Raw genomic sequence first — 18,483 nt, forward strand, 5'->3', positions numbered from 1 at the left:
ATTGTATAATGAACTATAAGAAGTAATGAGGTGAAATGATGGCAAATGCAACTTGGAAGAAAATTGCTGAAGGAAAAATTGACCCTGTTTATTTATTGACAGGCTTAGAAGGGCATATTTTTGATTCAACGATAGGGCGTCTAAAGAAAGCGATGGCTTTTACTGATGATACATCTGTCATTCGTTTCGATTTAGAAGAAACGCCCATTGAAATTGTAATTGAAGAAGCCGATACGTTACCATTTTTGGAGGATAGAAAATTAATCATTGTAAGCAATCCAACATTCCTGACGGCTCAAGACAGAGCGAAAGAAAAAGTAGTTCATAATTTGGAAGTGTTTGAAGGATGGTTAGATAATCCTTCACCAACCGCAACCGTTGTTTTTCTTGCGCCCTATGAAAAGTTAGATGCACGGAAACGAATCACCAAAAAAATGAATAAAGTGACTACGGTTATTGAAGCAAATCGCCTTCAGGGAAGAGACTTATCAACGTGGATTCAACACGAGGCAAAGGAAAATGGGACGTTTATTTCCCAACAGTCCTCGGAGTACTTGATGAAAATCGCTGGAGAAGGACTTTTAAGTCTTGCAAATGAAATTGAAAAAATGGCAGTTTATTTGAACGGTGAAGGTGAAATAACACCGGATGTAATTGATCTGCTAATTCCTAGAACACCTGAAATGAATGTATTTAGTTTAACGGATGCGTATCTTTCAGGAAATGTTTCTGATTCAGTAGCCATATATGATGACCTTCTTCGAAATGGAGAGGAGCCAATCATGCTTACGGCATTAATTTCTGTGCAGATTCGATTGATGATTCATGTATTGTCCTTACGTAAAAAAGGGTATCAGCAACATCAAATTGCTAAAATGTTGAAAGTTCATCCATACCGTGTGAAATTAATGATGGATAACAAAAAAGTGCCGAGTGAAGAACGTTTGTTAACGGTTCTCAATGAATTGGCTACGATAGATTATAAATTAAAGTCTTCAAGTGGAAAAAGAGAGCGGATTTTAGAATTGTTTTTTATGCAAGGCAGCGTAGAAATTCGTCGATAAGATAGCAAAAGACCGTCCGAGATTCTCGGACGGTCTTTTGGCAATCAAATTACAACGCCTTTTTAGTAAGACGAGCTTTTTGACGTGATGCAGTATTTTTGTGGATAAGGCCTTTACGTGCAGCAGTATCAGTTTGTTTAATTGCTGCTTTAAGTAGTGCTGAAGCGTTTTCGTCTTTATTTTCAATTGCAGTTTCAGCCTTACGTACAGCTGTACGCATAGTTGCTTTAACATGAGAATTTTGAACGTTTTTAGCCGCGTTTTGTTTTACTCTTTTAATCGCAGATTTAATGTTTGGCAAATCATTCACCTCCAGTTTCAGGTAAAGCACGAGTGTTTCTTAAATACACAGGATACCTCATTCATAACAAGAATAATTTTAGCAAAAAAATGGGGTGAATGCAAGAATAAAAGAGCTGAATGCATAAAAAAGAAGTAAATCAAATTAGAGTTCGTAGATGTTTGATCCACCTCGATTGAACTTGAATAGTTTGTCGATTCAACGGACAAACTTCTTAATGAGGTGATTGTATGAAAAAATATGATTTTTACAGAACAGATTTAGTTGAAGAAAGCGAGGAAATGGTACGGCATCGGACGGCTTCAGAAAAAAACCGATTGAAGTCAGAAGAGGGCGTTCGTTTCGAAGAGGAGAGGAAAGGTAGAGTAATTATAACTAAGGTAACGATAAATGAAGAAGGGGAAAAAAAGATAGGGAAAAAACAAGGCATGTATGTAACATTAACGGTTCCGACACTAACACCTGATGATGATGAAGGGTTAGGGGAGTTATCGCTTGAATTGATTGAAAGGTTAGAAGAGATGGTTCAGGAATTGCCAAACGTTGCAAAGGGTAAAATTCTATTTATAGGGCTAGGAAACCGCGATGTCACGCCAGATGCAGTTGGACCGATCACAATGGACATTCTGCGGAATGTTGTTCCGGACTATTATTCCGATGACGGTAGTGAAGTGTTCGTATATGCTCCAGGTGTAACAATTCAGACAGGGCTTGAAACCGCAGATTTCGTAAAAGCCGTTGCAAACGAAATTAAACCCGATTTACTTATAGTTATTGATGCCCTTGCTGCAAGAGACTCATCAAGATTGTGCAAAACCATTCAACTTACCAATACGGGTATTCATCCAGGGTCTGGAGTAGGGAACAGCCGAAAAGAAGTTTCACAAGAGACATTGGGTATGCCGGTAATTGCGATTGGTATTCCGACAGTTGTTGATGGTCCTGTATTAATTGCTGACGCGATCGATAAGATGTTTGGATATATTGCGTCTAAAATAAGTGAACAAGAAAATCCTTCTTCCCGACTTTCTGTGACGCCATGGCTTCGTTCAGAGGATAAAGAGGCAGATCGATCGAAGTTGCTACCTATTTTTGGGGATTGGGCAGCCTGGCCTCATGAAGACCGGATTCAACTTTTTGAAGAAGTATTAACTACCCATGAACTTCGAACGTTTATTTCACCGAAAGACATTGATGCATGGGTCGGCCTTTATGCAGAAAATCTATCAAAGTCATTAACAGAATGGATTCATAAAATTAAAAGAAATTAAAACTCCGTCGTAAAAGTTGAAAAGATGGTTATTGACCCGGTTTCCATTGCATATAATTTGGGAACGGGGGGATACCATATGAAAAAAACGTTGCAAATTTGGAGCTCGCTCATTCTATTCCTTTTTCTATTTCCACTAATTATTAATTATCTTCCGGAAGATACCACTGCAAAATCAATCAACTTGTTAAAAGAATCTAGGGAAATGGTTTTTGCAGCAAATATAATGGAGGAATCGCTTCCTGAACCAGTTGGACGCAAAGCACTTCTTTACTTTACACATAATTACGAGGCTTATGAGCCAATTACGAAAGCGAAAAATGGGAAGGTTTCTGTTTCGCACCAATCAGAAAACATTAAGAAGTTCGGTGAAAAATTAAAAGTTCAGCTTGATTTTAGTGGTATCTCAACAGATATTTTACCGGTCGACAATCAACTAGAGATGCAAAAGAATAAAATAAAATATGGTCGCTCGTATAAAGCGATTCGACCTTACGTTGAAAAACAATTGCAAGAAGAATCGTATGATTTAATAATTGATATGCACAGGGATTCAGTAAAATCGGATGTTACGACTATGGTGCATGAAGGTGAGAAATACGCAAAGGTTGCATTTGTTATCGGATTGGATCATCCGAATTACAAAAAAAACAAAAAAATGGCGGAGCTTTTAAAGAGTGAAATGGAACAACTTGTACCGGGAATCACAAGAAATATGATTTTAAAAGATAAGCATGAAGGTGATGGGAAGTACAATCAGGATCTGGATCCATCAATCATCCTTCTGGAATTAGGCGGAATAGGGAATCAAGAAGAGGAGTTAAATAGGACGGTTTCGGTAATTGCGGAAGCGGCTGCCTCCATCCTTTCTGAAAGTTAATCAAACGTTTACTAGAACTAACACAATAACGATATTAAATTATTTATGTTTAAAGAACTTAAAAGAGAGCCAAACTACTCCTAGGTTATATAAAGGGAGAGCAGATAAGATGAATGACAAAAAGACAGCGCTAAAAATCCTGAAGGAAAGTTATGTTGGGACGATGGCAACGGTCCAACAAAATAAACCCCATGCACGCTATATGAGTTTTTTTAGCGATGAACTCACGCTTTACACAGCAACTTCGAAGAAAACACAAAAGGTTGATGAGCTTGAAGCAAATCCTCACACGTATATTTTAATTGGATATGAAGGTGGAGGAATGAGTGATGAGTTTTTAGAAATAGAAGGAACCGTGACCCTACATGATGATGAAACTATAAAAGAAAAGGTTTGGAATAAGCATATGAAACCTTGGTTTAGTGGTCCAGACGATCCTGACCTTCTTGTACTCAAAGTCTCCCCAGATACGATACGATTGATGAATACAAAAGGTGGAGAACCGAAAGAAATCATTTTGTGACAAAAAGTGGTCGTGAAAATAATTTTCAACTAGTTACTAGATAGCAATATATACTGAAGTGAAATATATAATACTTAAAAAACCGTTTTCCAGTAGAACATGGAAAACGGCTTTTTATATTGTTTACTAGCAATAAATATGGTCTCAGCATGGTTTTTGTTGTCTTAGAGTGTACAAGATGGTGTATAGTAGGTTAATGTTAAGGAGTATATATTTCATGAATTAAAGATTATGTACTTATAGGTAACATGTTGAAGAGTTGTTTGATATAATTCAAATAGCTTAAATAGGAGTGAATATTGATGAATTTAGAACAAAAGTTAGCACGACAGAAAAACATACGAAACTTCTCGATCATAGCACATATCGACCATGGTAAATCGACATTGGCCGATCGTCTACTAGAACAAACACAAACGTTGACTACAAGAGAAATGAGTACACAAACATTAGATTCCATGGATTTGGAAAGAGAACGTGGCATAACGATCAAGTTGACAGCTGTACAGTTGTTGTATACTGCGAAAGACGGACAAGAATATACGTTTCATCTTATCGACACACCGGGTCACGTCGATTTTACATATGAGGTTTCTAGAAGCTTAGCAGCATGTGAAGGTGCAATTTTAGTTGTAGATGCTGCCCAGGGTATAGAAGCTCAGACCCTTGCAAACGTCTATCTTGCACTTGATAATGATCTCGAAATTTTACCTGTCATTAACAAAATTGACTTACCTGCGGCAGATCCAGATCGTGTGAAAAAAGAAATTGAAGATGTTATCGGGCTAGATGCATCTGAGGCTGTACACGCTTCAGCTAAATCTGGAATTGGTATCGAAGACATCCTCGAACAAATTGTTGAAAAAGTACCTGCACCTCAAGGAGATCCTTCGGCACCGCTAAAAGCACTTATTTTCGATTCACTTTATGATCCTTACAAAGGGGTAATTGTTTATGTCAGGATTATAGACGGATCAATTAAACCAGGCGACGAAATTCTGATGATGGGTACAGGTAAAAAGTTTGAAGTAATTGAAACGGGTGTTTTCACACCGAGACCAACACACAGGGATGAACTAAATGTCGGCGATGTTGGCTTTTTATCAGCATCAATCAAACATGTTGGGGATACTCAAGTTGGGGATACGATTACAAGCGTTAAAAACCCTGCGACCGAGGCATTGGAAGGATATCGTAAAATGAATCCAATGGTCTTTTGTGGCTTGTATCCAATTGATACATCTAAATACAATGACCTTAGAGAAGCACTGGAAAAACTTGAACTAAACGATGCAGCGCTTAATTATGAAGCAGAGACATCTCAAGCACTTGGTTTCGGTTACCGTTGTGGATTCCTTGGTTTGCTTCATATGGAGATTATTCAAGAGCGAATCGAACGAGAATTTAATATTGATTTAATCACAACTGCTCCGAGTGTTATTTATAATGTTATTTTAACGGATGGATCGGAAATGAAAGTCGACAATCCGGCAATGATGCCTGATTCACAGAAAGTACAAACTGTTGAAGAACCTTATGTAAAAGCTTCAATAATGGTGCCGAACGATTATGTTGGCTCTGTAATGGAACTTTGTCAGAAAAAACGTGGAAACTTCATGACGATGGATTACTTGGATGCAGCACGTGTGAATATCATTTATGAACTACCACTTGCTGAAATTGTTTATGATTTCTTTGATAAATTAAAATCAAGCACAAAAGGGTACGCTTCATTTGATTACGAACTGATCGGTTATAAAACATCGAAACTTGTGAAGATGGATATTTTATTGAACAATGAGCAAGTAGATGCACTTAGCTTTATTGTGCATAATGACTTTTCTTATGAGCGTGGTAAAGCAATTGTTGAAAAGCTAAGAAGTCTTATCCCGAGACAACAGTTTGAAGTGCCTGTTCAGGCAGCGATAGGTAACAAAATTGTGGCGCGTTCAACAATTAAATCGATTGGTAAAAACGTTCTTGCGAAATGTTATGGTGGAGATATTTCACGTAAACGAAAACTTCTTGATAAGCAAAAAGAAGGTAAGAAGCGTATGAAACAAGTTGGATCTGTTGAAGTTCCACAAGAAGCATTTATGGCTGTATTGAAGATGGATGAGGATTAAATTTCGTAGCTACGAAGATTGTATTGCGCTCGTTTCTCAGGGGATTAGTTCGTCGTTGAAAGTACTTCGACCGCGTCTATAATTTTCTGCGAGCCAATTGCCATAAATAAACACCGTATTTCAGTTTGATTTATAAAGCTGAGTACGGTGTTTTTAAATTTAAAAATTTGAGGAGGAATAGATATGGAGAAGCGAGTTCACCCGGACCTTCAAAAAGGATTTTCAAGTATGCCGATTAAGAATTACACCCAAGAAGCATTGGGGGAAATTAGGAGAGAACTAAATGAGCGAGTGTTATCAGTAAACGCTTCACAACCAATTAATGAAAAGCTTGTAACAACAGAAAAGTTTATTCCTGGACCACCAGGCAATCCAGATGTCCGTATAAAATTGTATGAACCGAAAAATCCTAGTGAAATCTTGCCAGGCGTCTTATTTATTCATGGTGGTGGGTTTATGTTTGGTTCTCCCGAAATGAATGAATCGTCTTGCCAAAAACTCGTAGAAGATATAAATTGTGTCGTAGTATCTGTAGATTATCGATTAGCACCTGAGAATCCCTTTCCTTCTCCGTTAGAAGATTGTTACGCAACGCTTAAATGGTTTTCAGAAAATGCATCGGAGCTCAATATTGACTCCAATCGAATCGCGGTGGTAGGTATGAGTGCTGGAGGCGGGTTAGCTGCGGCTCTTTCTTTACTAGCAAGAGATCGAAAAGGGCCAGAAATCGCGTTCCAAATGCCTTTATATCCAATGCTTGATGATCGTATTAGCACGCCTTCTAGTCAGGAGATAACGGATAAGAGAGTTTGGAATTTAGAGGCTAATCGACAAGGGTGGAAAATGTATTTAGGTGATTCTGCGGGTGAGGTGTCCCCATATGCGGCTCCTACTCGCGCATCTGATTTATCGGGTCTTCCACCTACATTTACTTTTGTTGGTGATTTAGATCCGTTCCGTGACGAAACGTTAGACTATGTGGCAAGACTTTCTCAGGCTGGTGTTCCAGTGGAATTTCATTTATATCCTGGCTGTTTTCATGGCTTCGAACAATTAATTCCTAAGGCTGATATCAGTAGACGAGTTATCAATGAGTATAGTTCGGCATTAAAGCATGCTTTACACAAGGGTTGATTCATATAATTAAATTAATGGATCCTTAACTTCCTTCAATAGACAGGAGACAAGGAAAGTTCTTCGACAGCGTCTAAACAACATTAATTGATGCTTTATGATATGATATGGTACATATATTCTACAAAAAAAGATAACGGATGGGAGGCGTATATGCCTCCTTTTTCCCGTTAAAAAAGGAGACGCCTATGCGCGGCATGTATATTCACATTCCATTTTGTCATCAAATTTGTCACTACTGTGATTTCAATAAAGTGTTTTTCAAGAACCAGCCCGTTGATAAATATATTGAATCTATCGGAAAAGAACTTGAATTGATGAAGCAAGAGGGTGCTTCATTTAACGAGGTAGAAACAGTATTCTTGGGTGGAGGAACGCCGACATCCCTTTCTGAAGCTCAGTTGGACAGGTTGCTACAGATCATCCATAACTATGTAGATGTAGGGTCTTTAAAAGAGTTTTCTACTGAAGCAAATCCGGATGAATTGACATTAGGGAAGTTAAAGGTTCTGAAAAGCGGTGGAGTTCATCGATTAAGTATTGGTGTCCAGTCGTTTGATGAAGGACTACTGAAGAAAATTGGGCGTACACACGGACCGAATGATGCTTCACGTGTCGTCCAGGACGCTAGAAAAGTTGGATTTGAAAATATAAGTATTGATTTAATCTATGGATTGCCAGAACAAACTAGGAAGCAATGGGAAGACACGTTAATTAAGGCAACAGAACTGGAACTCCCACATTATTCAGGGTACTCGCTAATCGTTGAGCCTAAAACAGTGTTTTACAACTTAATGAACAAAGGTAAATTGCCACTTCCAGGGGAAGATATGGAAGCGGAAATGTTTGATATGCTCATGAATCATATGTCCATTAACGGTCGCGAACGCTACGAAATAAGTAATTTTGCAGTTCCAGGTTCTGAGTCTATTCACAATCTGATTTATTGGGAAAATGATTCGTATGCTGGGATTGGTGCAGGTGCTCACGGGTATTTGTCAGGAGTTAGGTATTCAAATATTGGTCCGATTGCAAAATATATGGGGAAATTGGATGAAGGTGAACGTCCATTTCAACAGACCCATGTCGTGACGGATGTCGAAGCAATGGAAGAGGAAATGTTCCTAGGGCTGCGAGTGGCTGATGGTGTTTCTTCAACAGTATTTGAAAGTAAGTTTGGTAAATCACTAAACGAAGTGTATGGCGAAACTCTAAAAACATTGGTTCAACAAGGTCTTGTTGAGAATGCAGCTGATCGGTTTTGGCTTACTAAAAAAGGTGTGTTCAGAGGAAATGAAGTTTTTCAGCAATTTTTAACATAACCTGAAGTTTATTCGTTGACAGTTCGGATTACATTTGTTAAATTATCATTAGTATTAGCACTCGGCGTTAAAGAGTGCTAACAGGAGTGATGATCATGTTGACGAACAGACAATTACTCATTTTGCAATTGACGGTCGATGATTTCATTCAATCTGCACAACCAGTCGGGTCCCGGCAATTATCCAAAAAGCCGGAAGCTCCTTTTAGTCCGGCAACGATTCGTAATGAAATGGCTGATCTAGAAGAGATGGGTTATCTTGAAAAAACTCACACGTCTTCGGGAAGAATTCCATCCGAAAAAGGATACAGATTTTATGTCGATAATCTATTGACCCCAGAGAAATTGAATAGGGAAGATAGTAAACAACTTCGTTCAGTTTTCAAGGAAAAGATTATGGAAACTGAGGAGTTAATCCGAAAATCAGCGAATATTCTTTCGGATTTGACAAATTACACATCTATTCTTCTCGGACCGGATTCGTCTTCGCATACTGTGAAGCGTTTTACGATTGTGCCATTGGATGAGGATACAGCTGTGGCAATTATTGTCACCGACAATGGACATGTTGAGAATCGATTATTCAATGTACCAATAGGCTTTACAGTTTCGGACATTGAAAAAATGGTGAACATTTTAAATGAACGTCTCGTAGGTACACCTTTAGTCCATTTACATAAGATGCTAATTCAAGAAACGAAGATGGTGCTCGATCAACATATTCATAAAGCGGATGAATTATTTACTTCATTTCAAAAAGCAATCGCTATTACTCCCGAAGAGCGCTTGTACTTCGGCGGTAAAATGAATATGATGAACCAGCCAGAATTTAATGACGTCCACAAGATGAAGTTGTTTTTTGAGCTTATTGAAAAGGGTGCTCCTGCGACAACGTTCTTTGAAGACGATCGCATTGGGATTCGGGTTCGTATCGGTTCAGAAAACAATCACAATGCAATGGATCAGTTCAGTGTGATTTCCGCAACGTATTCCGCTGGGGAAGATATGACAGGCTCTATAGCAATTATAGGACCAACTCGGATGGACTACGGACGAGTTATCACATTGCTGGATTTAATGAGTACTGATTTGTCGAGAGAATTGGCAAAAATGACAATCGGAAGTGGAATTGCTAGGAGGAACGATAGTAATGAAAAAAAATAATGAAATACTAGAAGATGAAGTCCTAAATAATGAAGAAGTGAACGATGAAGTGATTTATGAGCAGCAAGAAGTTCTTTCCGCAGAAGAAGTAGAAAAAAATGCGCTTGAAGAAGTAACAGAAAAGCTTCAGGAAGAAGAAAACAGACGCCTTCGGTTATTGGCGGACTATGAGAACTTTAAACGAAGAGCTACTCTTGATAAAGAGTCCATTCAGAAATACCGTTCTCAAAACGTATTAACGAACTTGATTCCTGTGCTCGACAATTTTTACCGAGCTTTGCAAGTTGAAGTTACTTCTGAGGAAGCGACTACACTTATGACAGGAATGGAAATGATCTATCGTTCTCTTATTGATGCCCTTACAACTGAAGGTCTAGTTGAAATTGATGCTCTTGACAAAGAGTTCGATCCGAATTTTCACCAAGCAATTATGACAGAAAGTAATCCGGATAAACCATCAGGTTCTGTTCTGGAAGAACTTCAAAAAGGGTATATGTTAAAGGATCGCGTATTACGACCATCTATGGTCAAAGTAAATGAATAATGAAACACAAATACATGTTCATATATTTTTAGGAGGAATTTTAGAATGAGTAAAATTATTGGAATTGACTTAGGTACAACAAACTCGGTAGTAGCAGTATATGAAGGCGGAGAGCCGAAAGTTATCCCTAACCCAGAAGGCAATCGTACAACTCCTTCAGTAGTTTCATTTAAAAATGGTGAGCGTCAAGTTGGGGAAGTAGCTAAGCGTCAATCAATTACAAACCCGAACACAATCATGTCAGTCAAACGCCATATGGGATCTGACTTCAAAGTAACAGCTGAAGACAACGAATATACACCTCAGGAAGTTTCAGCAATGATTCTTCAATACTTAAAAGGGTATGCTGAAGAGTACTTAGGCGAAAAAGTTACAAAAGCAGTAATTACTGTTCCAGCTTATTTCAGCGATGCACAACGTCAAGCAACTCAAGATGCTGGTAAAATTGCTGGTCTTGAAGTGGAACGTATTATTAACGAGCCTACTGCTGCAGCACTTGCATACGGTCTTGATAAAATGGACGAAGATCAAACGATTCTCGTTTATGACCTTGGAGGCGGTACGTTTGACGTATCCATCCTAGAATTAGGCGACGGTGTATTCCAAGTATTATCAACTGCGGGAGACAACAAGCTTGGCGGAGACGATTTTGACGATGTAATTATTGCTTACCTAGTAGAAGAGTTCCGTAAAGATAACGGGATCGATCTTTCTAAAGATAAAATGGCAATGCAACGTTTGAAAGATGGCGCTGAAAAAGCGAAAAAAGATCTTTCAGGTGTGACATCTGCACAAATTTCACTTCCGTTTATCACGGCTGGAGATGCAGGTCCACTTCACTTGGAAGTTACACTTTCACGTGCGAAATTTGACGAATTGACAGCAGGTCTTGTTGAACGTTCAATGGTACCAACTCGCCAAGCAATGAAAGATGCAGGTCTTGCAGCATCTGAAATTGATCGCGTAATTCTAGTTGGAGGTTCGACACGAATCCCAGCGGTACAAGAAGCAATTCAAAAAGAAACAGGCAAAGAGCCATATAAAGGCGTGAACCCAGACGAAGTAGTAGCAATGGGTGCAGCTGTTCAAGGTTCAATCTTAAGTGGAGATGTAACGGATGTTGTTCTATTAGACGTAACTCCTCTTTCACTTGGTATCGAAACAATGGGGAATGTATTTACAAAACTAATCGAGCGCAACACAACGATTCCAACAAGTAAATCACAAGTATTCTCTACAGCTGCTGATAACCAACCGGCAGTAGATATTCATGTATTGCAAGGTGAACGTCCAATGTCTACAGATAACAAAACGCTTGGTCGCTTCCAATTGACGGATATTCCACCTGCACAGCGCGGGGTTCCACAAATTGAAGTAACTTTCGATATCGATAAAAACGGTATTGTAACGGTTAAAGCGAAAGACCTTGGAACTCAAAAAGAACAAAACATTACAATTCAAGCAAGCTCTTCACTTTCTGATGAAGATATCGAGCGCATGGTAAAAGAAGCCGAGGAAAATGCTGAGGCGGATAAAGCTCGTAAAGAAGAAGCGGACTTGAAAAACGAAGCGGATCAGCTTGTATTCATGGCTGAAAAAACAATCACAGACCTTGAAGGTAAAGTGACTGAAGAAGAAGTGAAAGAAGTAGAAGAAGCGAAAGATGCTTTGAAAACTGCTTTAGAAGCAACTGACTTCGATGAAATCCGTACGAAAAAAGATAAGCTTGAAGAACTTGTTCAACAAATGACTATGAAATTGTATGAGCAAGCTGCGGCAGAAGCTGAAGCTGCACAAGGTGAAGAAGGTACAGAAGAGCCACAAGGCGACGATGTAGTTGACGCAGACTTCGAAGAAGTAGAAGACGATAAGAAATAAGATTTGTTGACGGAAAAGTCAAAGTCCGATATTCCGGCTTTGGCTTTTTCTTATTCGTTAGATGTACATCTAACGAATCCATCTAGTGAGAACCTAGTTCCTTAGTTTAACGTGCTAAAAATCCCTATTGGATGAAGATAAATGCTATAATCAAACAATATGCAAATGTTTTGGGAGAGTGACTTAATGAGTAAACGTGATTATTATGAAGTGCTTGGAATAGCTAAGGGTGCTTCTAAAGATGAAATTAGAAAAGCGTATCGATCACTATCGAAAAAATATCATCCGGACTTAAATAAAGCAGATGATGCGGTAGAAAAATTTAAAGAAGTAACAGAAGCCTATGAAGTTTTAAGTGATGAAACGAAAAAAGACAATTACGATCGATACGGTCATGTTGATCCAAATCAAGGGTTTGGTGGATTTGGTGGCGGTGGCGGAGCTGATAACTTTGGTTTCGAAGATATATTCAGTACATTTTTTGGTGGCAACGCACGAAGACGTGATCCAAACGCACCGAGAAAAGGTAACGACTTACAGTATTCGATGACGATTGAATTTATGGAAGCTGTTTTTGGTAAAGAAACTGAAATTGAAGTTCCAAAAGAAGAAACATGTGATACGTGTGACGGGTCGGGTGCTAAAAAAGGTACCTCTCCGACTACTTGTACACATTGTGGCGGAAGTGGAGAAATTAGCGTCACCCAAGATACGCCACTTGGAAGAATGGTTAACCGAAGAGCTTGTCATCATTGTCAAGGAACAGGTAAAATCATTCCAGAAAAATGTACGACGTGTCGTGGTGCAGGTAAAGTAACGAATAGAAAGAAAATTAAAGTGACAATTCCTGAGGGCGTTGATGATGGCCAGCAACTCCGCGTTTCCGGTCAAGGAGAGCCTGGAGTAAATGGTGGACCTGCAGGAGACTTGTATATTGTATTCCGCGTGAAAGCACATGAGCGATTCATTCGTGAAGATGATGATATTTATCTAGAACTTAACTTGTCATACCCTCAAGCAGCTCTGGGCGATGAAATTGAAGTTCCTACAGTTCAGGGGAATGTGAAGTTGAAAATTCCTGCTGGAACACAGACAGGCACGAGATTCCGCTTAAGAGGAAAAGGTGTCAAAAACGTACATGGTCGAGGAATAGGAGATCAGCATGTTATTGCGAAAGTAGTGACTCCTAAAAAAATGACAGAAAAACAAAAAGAACTTATGCGTGAATTTGCAGCAATCGGCGGCGATTCACCAGAAGAATATTCAAGTTCATTATTTGATAAAATCAAACGCACGATAAAAGGTGACTAAGGGAGTTGACGCAATTTGAAATGGTCAGAAATTGCTATCCATACAACGCATGAAGCTACGGAAGCTGTAGCAAATATCTTACATGAATCTGGTGCTAGTGGAGTCATTATTGAAGACTCCATTGAGCCAGATCGAATTCATGAGGACAAATTTGGGGAAATTTATGAACTAGACGAAAATGATTTTCCAAATGAAGGCGTTATTTTAAAGGCATATTTACCCGTAAATAGTTTTCTAATCGAAACGATGAAGGATATTGAACAAGCTATTGGGAATCTATCGAATTTTGGATTGAATGTTGGAAAAAACAGCATACAGACAAGTGAAGTGGATGATGAAGACTGGGCTACGTCTTGGAAAAAGTATTATCACCCAGTCAAAATCTCTGGACGCTTTACAATTGTTCCAACATGGGAAGAATATGAGCCAGTTGAATCTGATGAATTAATTATTGAGTTAGATCCTGGTATGGCATTTGGAACAGGAACACATCCGACAACGGTAATGTGCGTTCAAGCTCTTGAGAAGTATGTGGAGCCTGGCAACGTTGTTGTAGACGTTGGAACTGGCTCTGGAGTCTTATCAATTGCTGCGGCATTATTAGGGGCTTCCAAGGTCCATGCACTTGACCTTGATTACGTTGCTGTAACTGCTGCGAAAGAAAATACGGAGTTGAATAAGGTTGAAGGAGTAGTCGAAGTTACACACGGCAACTTACTTGAATCAATTCACGTTCAACCGGATGTTATTGTTGCTAATATTTTAGCGGACGTAATTATGAGTTTCTCTGAGGATGCCTATTCGTTGTTACCCGAAGGCGGTCTCTTTATTACATCTGGAATAATTGGTCAAAAAAGAGATCTCGTCAAGGATGATTTAATAAGTAAAGGTTTTGAAGTTATTGAATCGGTACTTATGGAAGATTGGGTGGCAATTGTCGCACAGAAGAAGGGCGTGTGATTCTTTGCAACGCTATTTTCTTGAACATTCATTTGACGAAGATGGAAACGCACTAATTACTGGAGAGGATAACAAGCATATCCAACGTGTCATGCGGATGGCTGTTAACGACAAAATCTTCGTTGTTTCGGACGGAGAAGCCTTCATTTCAGTAATCACGGAATTTTTGCCTGACTCTACTCGTGTTCAGAGTGAAGGAGAAGTACTTCCCTCGAATGAAATGCCTGTGAGTGTAACGATTGTTAGTGGACTTCCCAAAGGCGACAAGTTAGATTTAATTGTACAAAAAGGAACAGAACTTGGAATGCATGGACTGATTCCTTTTAAAGCAGAACGATCTATCGTAAAATGGGATGACAAACGTGGGGCGAAAAAGATTGAAAGGCTTCGTAAAATTGCTAAAGAAGCCGCAGAACAATGCCACCGAACTGTAATTCCACATATTGAAGAGCCTTTCACTTTGAAACAACTTCTAGCAAAGGCGGCAGCATATGATGTGCTTTTATTTGCAGATGAAGAAGATGCCAAAAGTGAGGAGCCTCACCGAATTGGACACCGACTAAAAAACGTGCATCCGAATCAATCGGTGCTTGTTGTTTTCGGCCCAGAAGGTGGCCTTTCAAGAAGTGAAGCAGGCGAACTTAGCGAGGCGGGGTTCCTTCCAACTTCACTTGGGCCGCGTATCCTTAGAACGGAAACAGCGCCAATCTATTTACTATCCGCAATGTCTTGCGAATTTGAATGAAAGAGGGAAGTCATTTAATATTTTCAGTTGCTTTCCATAGTCTAGGTTGTGGGATACTAAAATTTAATAGGACTGCGTCGTAAAACAGTAGCAAAAAAGGGTAAGACATTTGGAAAAAACCACTTGAAATCAACATTTTAAGTGGTTTTTTTCTTATTCAATTTTTAGTAGACGGAGCTATTTACATGACTATGCTTACAATAACAGCTGTTTAAAATGGTTAAGCATCCTTTCTATTAAATACAACTCATCAACATCGTTGATCACTTGAAAAACCACGTTGCTTTGAAAGGGTGATATTATTGTCGCAGTAGTTAATTTGATATATAGTAAAGGTATAAAGTAGTGAGAAGTTCGATTCGTTAGGTATTTCTACTAAATGAAGTCTACTAAAAGTTGGTGTTTTTTTGATTATTAAATAAAGGGAGTTTTTTTAGTGAATCAAGATATTCTCATACGCAATAATGTGAAAATTACTGGCAATGGCAAACAACCAATTATTTTCGTTCCCGGATTCGGCTGTGACCAAAATATTTGGCGGTTCGTCACACCTTATTTTGAAAATGATTATCAAGTAATTCTTTTTGATCATGTAGGCTCTGGGCAATCGGATGTTAAGGCCTACTGTACGGATAAATATAGCAATCTAGATGGGTATTCAAAGGATGTGCTTGAAATATGCGAAGCACTAAACTTACATAATGCAATTTTGGTAGGGCATTCCGTTGGAGCGATTATTAGCATGCTGGCATCAATCAAGAATCCTACATATTTCGAGCGACTTGTTATGATAGGCCCTTCGCCTTACTATTTGAACGATCCACCTGAATATATGGGAGGATTTGAACAGGAAGACATTGAAGGTTTGATTAACATGATGGAAATGAATTACATAGGTTGGGCAAACAACTTCTCTCAAGTAATTATGCAAAACCCTACGCGTCCAGAATTGGCTGCAGAATTAGAAGATAGCATCTGTTCAACGGATCCGATTATCGCCCGCCAATTTGCAATGGCGACCTTTTTCTCTGATAATCGGGGAGACTTGCCAAATGTAGTTATACCGTCATTGATTATGATGTGTTCAGAGGATGCAATTGCACCGCTTGCAGTTGGAGACTATATCCATCTTCATCTGCCGCATAGTACTTTAAGGTTAATGAAAGCAACTGGCCATTGCCCACACCTTAGCCATCCGGAAGAGACCAATCGTATGATTAGCGATTACTTATCAATAGCTCCTATTCAGGACGATTAGCAATGGAAGGAATTGTTCAAATGGATGAACGACTCAATTACGCGCCGTGCGGCTATTTTTCACTTTCCGATAATGGAACGATTTTATCAATTAATGAGACATTACTTAAATTACTTGGTTATGATTTCACGGAAGTGCACGGTTTACATATTGATAAAATATTGACAGTTCAGAGCCGTCTTTTTTATCAACTTTACTTTTTTCCACTAATTCAAAAGCATGAAAAAGTGGATGAAATGTACCTTACGCTTCAAACGAAAGACGCCCAAGATATATCGGTGTTCTTAAATGCAGTTCGCATAGAACGGGATAGAAAGAAAGTAAATGATTGCATCATTATTCCGATGCAGCGTCGGACTGAATATGAGCACCAATTGCTAGGGGCTAAAAAGAAGGCGGAAGAAGCACAAGTGGTAATGAAGCAGGCAATTGTCGAGTTGAATCAACTACGTCTGAAACTGGAAGAAAATCAAAAGGAACTATTGGAATTGAATTCCCGTTTGGAAATACAGGCTACGACGGATGAGTTAACGGGTCTTGAAAATCGACGTAGTTTTCAGCAAAATTTAGAGAAAAATATTGATTTAACTTTAAAAAGCTCGCAACCGCTTTCGCTTTTATTTCTGGATATTGATGATTTTAAGAAAGTAAACGATACATTTGGACACTTGATTGGGGATAAGGTTTTACAAAATTTTGCAAAACTGTTAAAAGTGGAATGCGAAGAGGGTATGATTGCTGCCCGTTATGGAGGCGATGAATTCGCACTGATTCTACCAAACAAAAACGAACAGGATTCGCTCATTATCGCAGAGCGAATTCGATCAAGCGTTGAGCGTTCCTATTGGATAGAAATACCTATCACTACGAGCATCGGTATCGAAACAATTAGACCAAATGATACCCTAAGTATGTCTCAATCTAGGGCAGACCAAGCGCTTTATTCATCAAAGCGTATGGGACGTAATCAAGTCACGCATGCGAATCAATTATAAATAAACGATGTCTGTCCTCATTCTATTTAACATGAATGAAGACAGGCATTTACTAAAGACTTCTTGTTGTTATATTAGCGGAAAAGTTATTTTTGTAGGTGATGCATACTGGTTAATGAGTACGGAAATTATTATGATACTTGATAAATAAACAACCTTTGCCAATTACAAGGTACCCAATCTATACTTTTTATTACTAAATCATTAGAAAGTAAAGATGTTTTAGAACCATCAGGATCAGTTATCAAAGGAATTGCGATGATTACTTCGATTTAATAAACTTAATCAATATTCAATTAGTTTTCAAGTCATCGTATTTTGAAGAAAATCGTTGTAGCTTTTCATTTTTAAAAGGAGATTCGACACAAATGTTGCAGCCTCTGAATTCTCGTTTCGGGAAAGGATAGGCAGATGTAATTGTACGTCACAATATTGCTTTCGTGCATGTTCATATGGGTATTTCCTAATTTTTGTGTGAAGTATATTAAAAGGCGATTGAATCCTTCGAGGTACAGTCTGCTTTTTTGTGTTTTCAAAAATAAAAGGGAATCGAATGATTAAAATTGTTGGGAAATAATTAGAAAGTCTGAATTTACTTACCGACATGCATGACATTTTCTTATCCATTGAAAACGGAGTCGTGAAAGTTATTGGTAGCGTAAATATTGGAATTTTACGAACATCTTACCGCTATGTTTTCGTTACTTGAAATAGCGTTCGTTAAAGTGTACTTTTACGAACAAGAATATGTGGATATTTATTTTGGGGATTTAATGCGAACGGCAAAGATGGATAGTATTGGAACTTATAGTTCCGAGTGCTATAATTACCGTATGTAGTAGTGAACATTCAGTAAGAATGGTATTCCGCAATCGGGCCAGTTCGACAAGTTCTGTGATAAATGCCTTTGGCATGAAAACACAGGAAGTTTATGAAATAAATTTCAACTTTACAATTGAAGATAGGAATGAAGAAACCATGTTTTCTGAAACTATCTCATCGATACTCC

Annotated in this window: 17 protein-coding genes; 16 read left to right on the forward strand and 1 reads right to left on the reverse strand. The window is 38.6% G+C overall.

Translation table 11 applies throughout. From position 1 onward, the window contains the following. Window positions 1-38: 38 nt before the first annotated feature. On the forward strand, window positions 39-1,064 hold the full coding sequence (gene holA / locus ACXYMX_RS10745; protein ID WP_459044229.1) for a DNA polymerase III subunit delta: 1,026 nt from the start codon (window positions 39-41) through the stop codon (window positions 1,062-1,064). A 49-nt stretch (window positions 1,065-1,113) separates the two neighbouring features. Here the strand turns inward: holA and rpsT are convergent, their stop codons facing one another. Continuing rightward, on the reverse strand, window positions 1,114-1,365 hold the full coding sequence (gene rpsT, locus ACXYMX_RS10750; protein WP_459044230.1) for a 30S ribosomal protein S20: 252 nt from the start codon (window positions 1,363-1,365) through the stop codon (window positions 1,114-1,116). A 230-nt stretch (window positions 1,366-1,595) separates the two neighbouring features. Here rpsT and gpr point away from each other — a divergent pair, with 230 nt between their 5' ends. The 15 genes from gpr to ACXYMX_RS10825 all read left to right on the forward strand — a co-directional run. Continuing rightward, complete coding sequence (gpr, locus tag ACXYMX_RS10755; RefSeq protein ID WP_459044231.1) at window positions 1,596-2,636, forward strand: GPR endopeptidase; 1,041 nt, start codon at window positions 1,596-1,598, stop codon at window positions 2,634-2,636. A gap of 78 nt (window positions 2,637-2,714) precedes the next feature. Continuing rightward, window positions 2,715-3,515, forward strand: coding sequence for a stage II sporulation protein P (gene spoIIP / locus ACXYMX_RS10760; protein ID WP_459044232.1), 801 nt, complete (start codon window positions 2,715-2,717; stop codon window positions 3,513-3,515). 109 nt (window positions 3,516-3,624) lie between these two features. After that, window positions 3,625-4,038, forward strand: a complete 414-nt coding sequence (locus ACXYMX_RS10765) for a pyridoxamine 5'-phosphate oxidase family protein (RefSeq protein WP_459044233.1) — start codon at window positions 3,625-3,627, stop codon at window positions 4,036-4,038. A 302-nt stretch (window positions 4,039-4,340) separates the two neighbouring features. Then, the gene (gene lepA, locus ACXYMX_RS10770) at window positions 4,341-6,164 is read left to right on the forward strand and encodes a translation elongation factor 4 (protein ID WP_459044234.1); all 1,824 of its coding nucleotides are present in this window, start codon (window positions 4,341-4,343) and stop codon (window positions 6,162-6,164) included. Between the two features lie 183 nt (window positions 6,165-6,347). Next, window positions 6,348-7,298 carry an alpha/beta hydrolase gene (locus tag ACXYMX_RS10775; protein ID WP_459044235.1) on the forward strand — a complete coding sequence of 317 codons (951 nt, stop codon included), beginning with the start codon at window positions 6,348-6,350 and terminating at the stop codon, window positions 7,296-7,298. 188 nt (window positions 7,299-7,486) lie between these two features. After that, a complete protein-coding gene (gene hemW, locus ACXYMX_RS10780) occupies window positions 7,487-8,620 on the forward strand; it encodes a radical SAM family heme chaperone HemW (protein ID WP_459044236.1) in 1,134 nt (377 codons plus the stop codon). Window positions 8,621-8,715: 95 nt separating this feature from the next. Further along, window positions 8,716-9,783 (forward strand): heat-inducible transcriptional repressor HrcA, encoded by a 1,068-nt coding sequence (gene hrcA / locus ACXYMX_RS10785; protein ID WP_459044237.1) that lies wholly within the window; start codon window positions 8,716-8,718, stop codon window positions 9,781-9,783. Continuing rightward, a complete protein-coding gene (grpE, locus tag ACXYMX_RS10790) occupies window positions 9,770-10,327 on the forward strand; it encodes a nucleotide exchange factor GrpE (RefSeq protein ID WP_459044238.1) in 558 nt (185 codons plus the stop codon). Before hrcA ends, grpE begins: the two co-directional genes overlap by 14 nt. A gap of 45 nt (window positions 10,328-10,372) precedes the next feature. Next, window positions 10,373-12,205 (forward strand): molecular chaperone DnaK, encoded by a 1,833-nt coding sequence (dnaK, locus tag ACXYMX_RS10795; RefSeq protein ID WP_459044239.1) that lies wholly within the window; start codon window positions 10,373-10,375, stop codon window positions 12,203-12,205. A gap of 186 nt (window positions 12,206-12,391) precedes the next feature. After that, window positions 12,392-13,516 carry a molecular chaperone DnaJ gene (gene dnaJ, locus ACXYMX_RS10800; RefSeq protein WP_459044240.1) on the forward strand — a complete coding sequence of 375 codons (1,125 nt, stop codon included), beginning with the start codon at window positions 12,392-12,394 and terminating at the stop codon, window positions 13,514-13,516. 15 nt (window positions 13,517-13,531) lie between these two features. Further along, entirely contained in the window at window positions 13,532-14,476 is a 945-nt protein-coding gene (gene prmA / locus ACXYMX_RS10805) for a 50S ribosomal protein L11 methyltransferase (protein ID WP_459044241.1), read from the forward strand. 4 nt (window positions 14,477-14,480) lie between these two features. Next, window positions 14,481-15,221, forward strand: coding sequence for a 16S rRNA (uracil(1498)-N(3))-methyltransferase (locus ACXYMX_RS10810; RefSeq protein ID WP_459044242.1), 741 nt, complete (start codon window positions 14,481-14,483; stop codon window positions 15,219-15,221). Window positions 15,222-15,657: 436 nt separating this feature from the next. Continuing rightward, window positions 15,658-16,479 (forward strand): alpha/beta fold hydrolase, encoded by an 822-nt coding sequence (locus ACXYMX_RS10815; protein ID WP_459044243.1) that lies wholly within the window; start codon window positions 15,658-15,660, stop codon window positions 16,477-16,479. A gap of 2 nt (window positions 16,480-16,481) precedes the next feature. Then, complete coding sequence (locus ACXYMX_RS10820) at window positions 16,482-17,474, forward strand: sensor domain-containing diguanylate cyclase (protein ID WP_459044244.1); 993 nt, start codon at window positions 16,482-16,484, stop codon at window positions 17,472-17,474. 798 nt (window positions 17,475-18,272) lie between these two features. Beyond that, window positions 18,273-18,483, forward strand: a 211-nt coding sequence (locus ACXYMX_RS10825) for a hypothetical protein (protein ID WP_459044245.1), incomplete at its 3' end; no start/stop codon positions are given.

The sequence above is a fragment of the Sporosarcina sp. CAU 1771 genome, assembly GCF_054482775.1.

Coding starts and splice junctions, on each gene's coding strand:
- dnaJ (WP_459044240.1), top strand. CDS start 12,392: ATGAGTAAACGTGATTATTATGAAGTGCTTGGAATAGCTAAGGGTGCT.
- ACXYMX_RS10775 (WP_459044235.1), top strand. CDS start 6,348: ATGGAGAAGCGAGTTCACCCGGACCTTCAAAAAGGATTTTCAAGTATG.
- spoIIP (WP_459044232.1), top strand. CDS start 2,715: ATGAAAAAAACGTTGCAAATTTGGAGCTCGCTCATTCTATTCCTTTTT.
- holA (WP_459044229.1), top strand. CDS start 39: ATGGCAAATGCAACTTGGAAGAAAATTGCTGAAGGAAAAATTGACCCT.
- grpE (WP_459044238.1), top strand. CDS start 9,770: ATGAAAAAAAATAATGAAATACTAGAAGATGAAGTCCTAAATAATGAA.
- dnaK (WP_459044239.1), top strand. CDS start 10,373: ATGAGTAAAATTATTGGAATTGACTTAGGTACAACAAACTCGGTAGTA.
- lepA (WP_459044234.1), top strand. CDS start 4,341: ATGAATTTAGAACAAAAGTTAGCACGACAGAAAAACATACGAAACTTC.
- hrcA (WP_459044237.1), top strand. CDS start 8,716: ATGTTGACGAACAGACAATTACTCATTTTGCAATTGACGGTCGATGAT.
- gpr (WP_459044231.1), top strand. CDS start 1,596: ATGAAAAAATATGATTTTTACAGAACAGATTTAGTTGAAGAAAGCGAG.
- hemW (WP_459044236.1), top strand. CDS start 7,487: ATGCGCGGCATGTATATTCACATTCCATTTTGTCATCAAATTTGTCAC.
- ACXYMX_RS10765 (WP_459044233.1), top strand. CDS start 3,625: ATGAATGACAAAAAGACAGCGCTAAAAATCCTGAAGGAAAGTTATGTT.
- ACXYMX_RS10820 (WP_459044244.1), top strand. CDS start 16,482: ATGGAAGGAATTGTTCAAATGGATGAACGACTCAATTACGCGCCGTGC.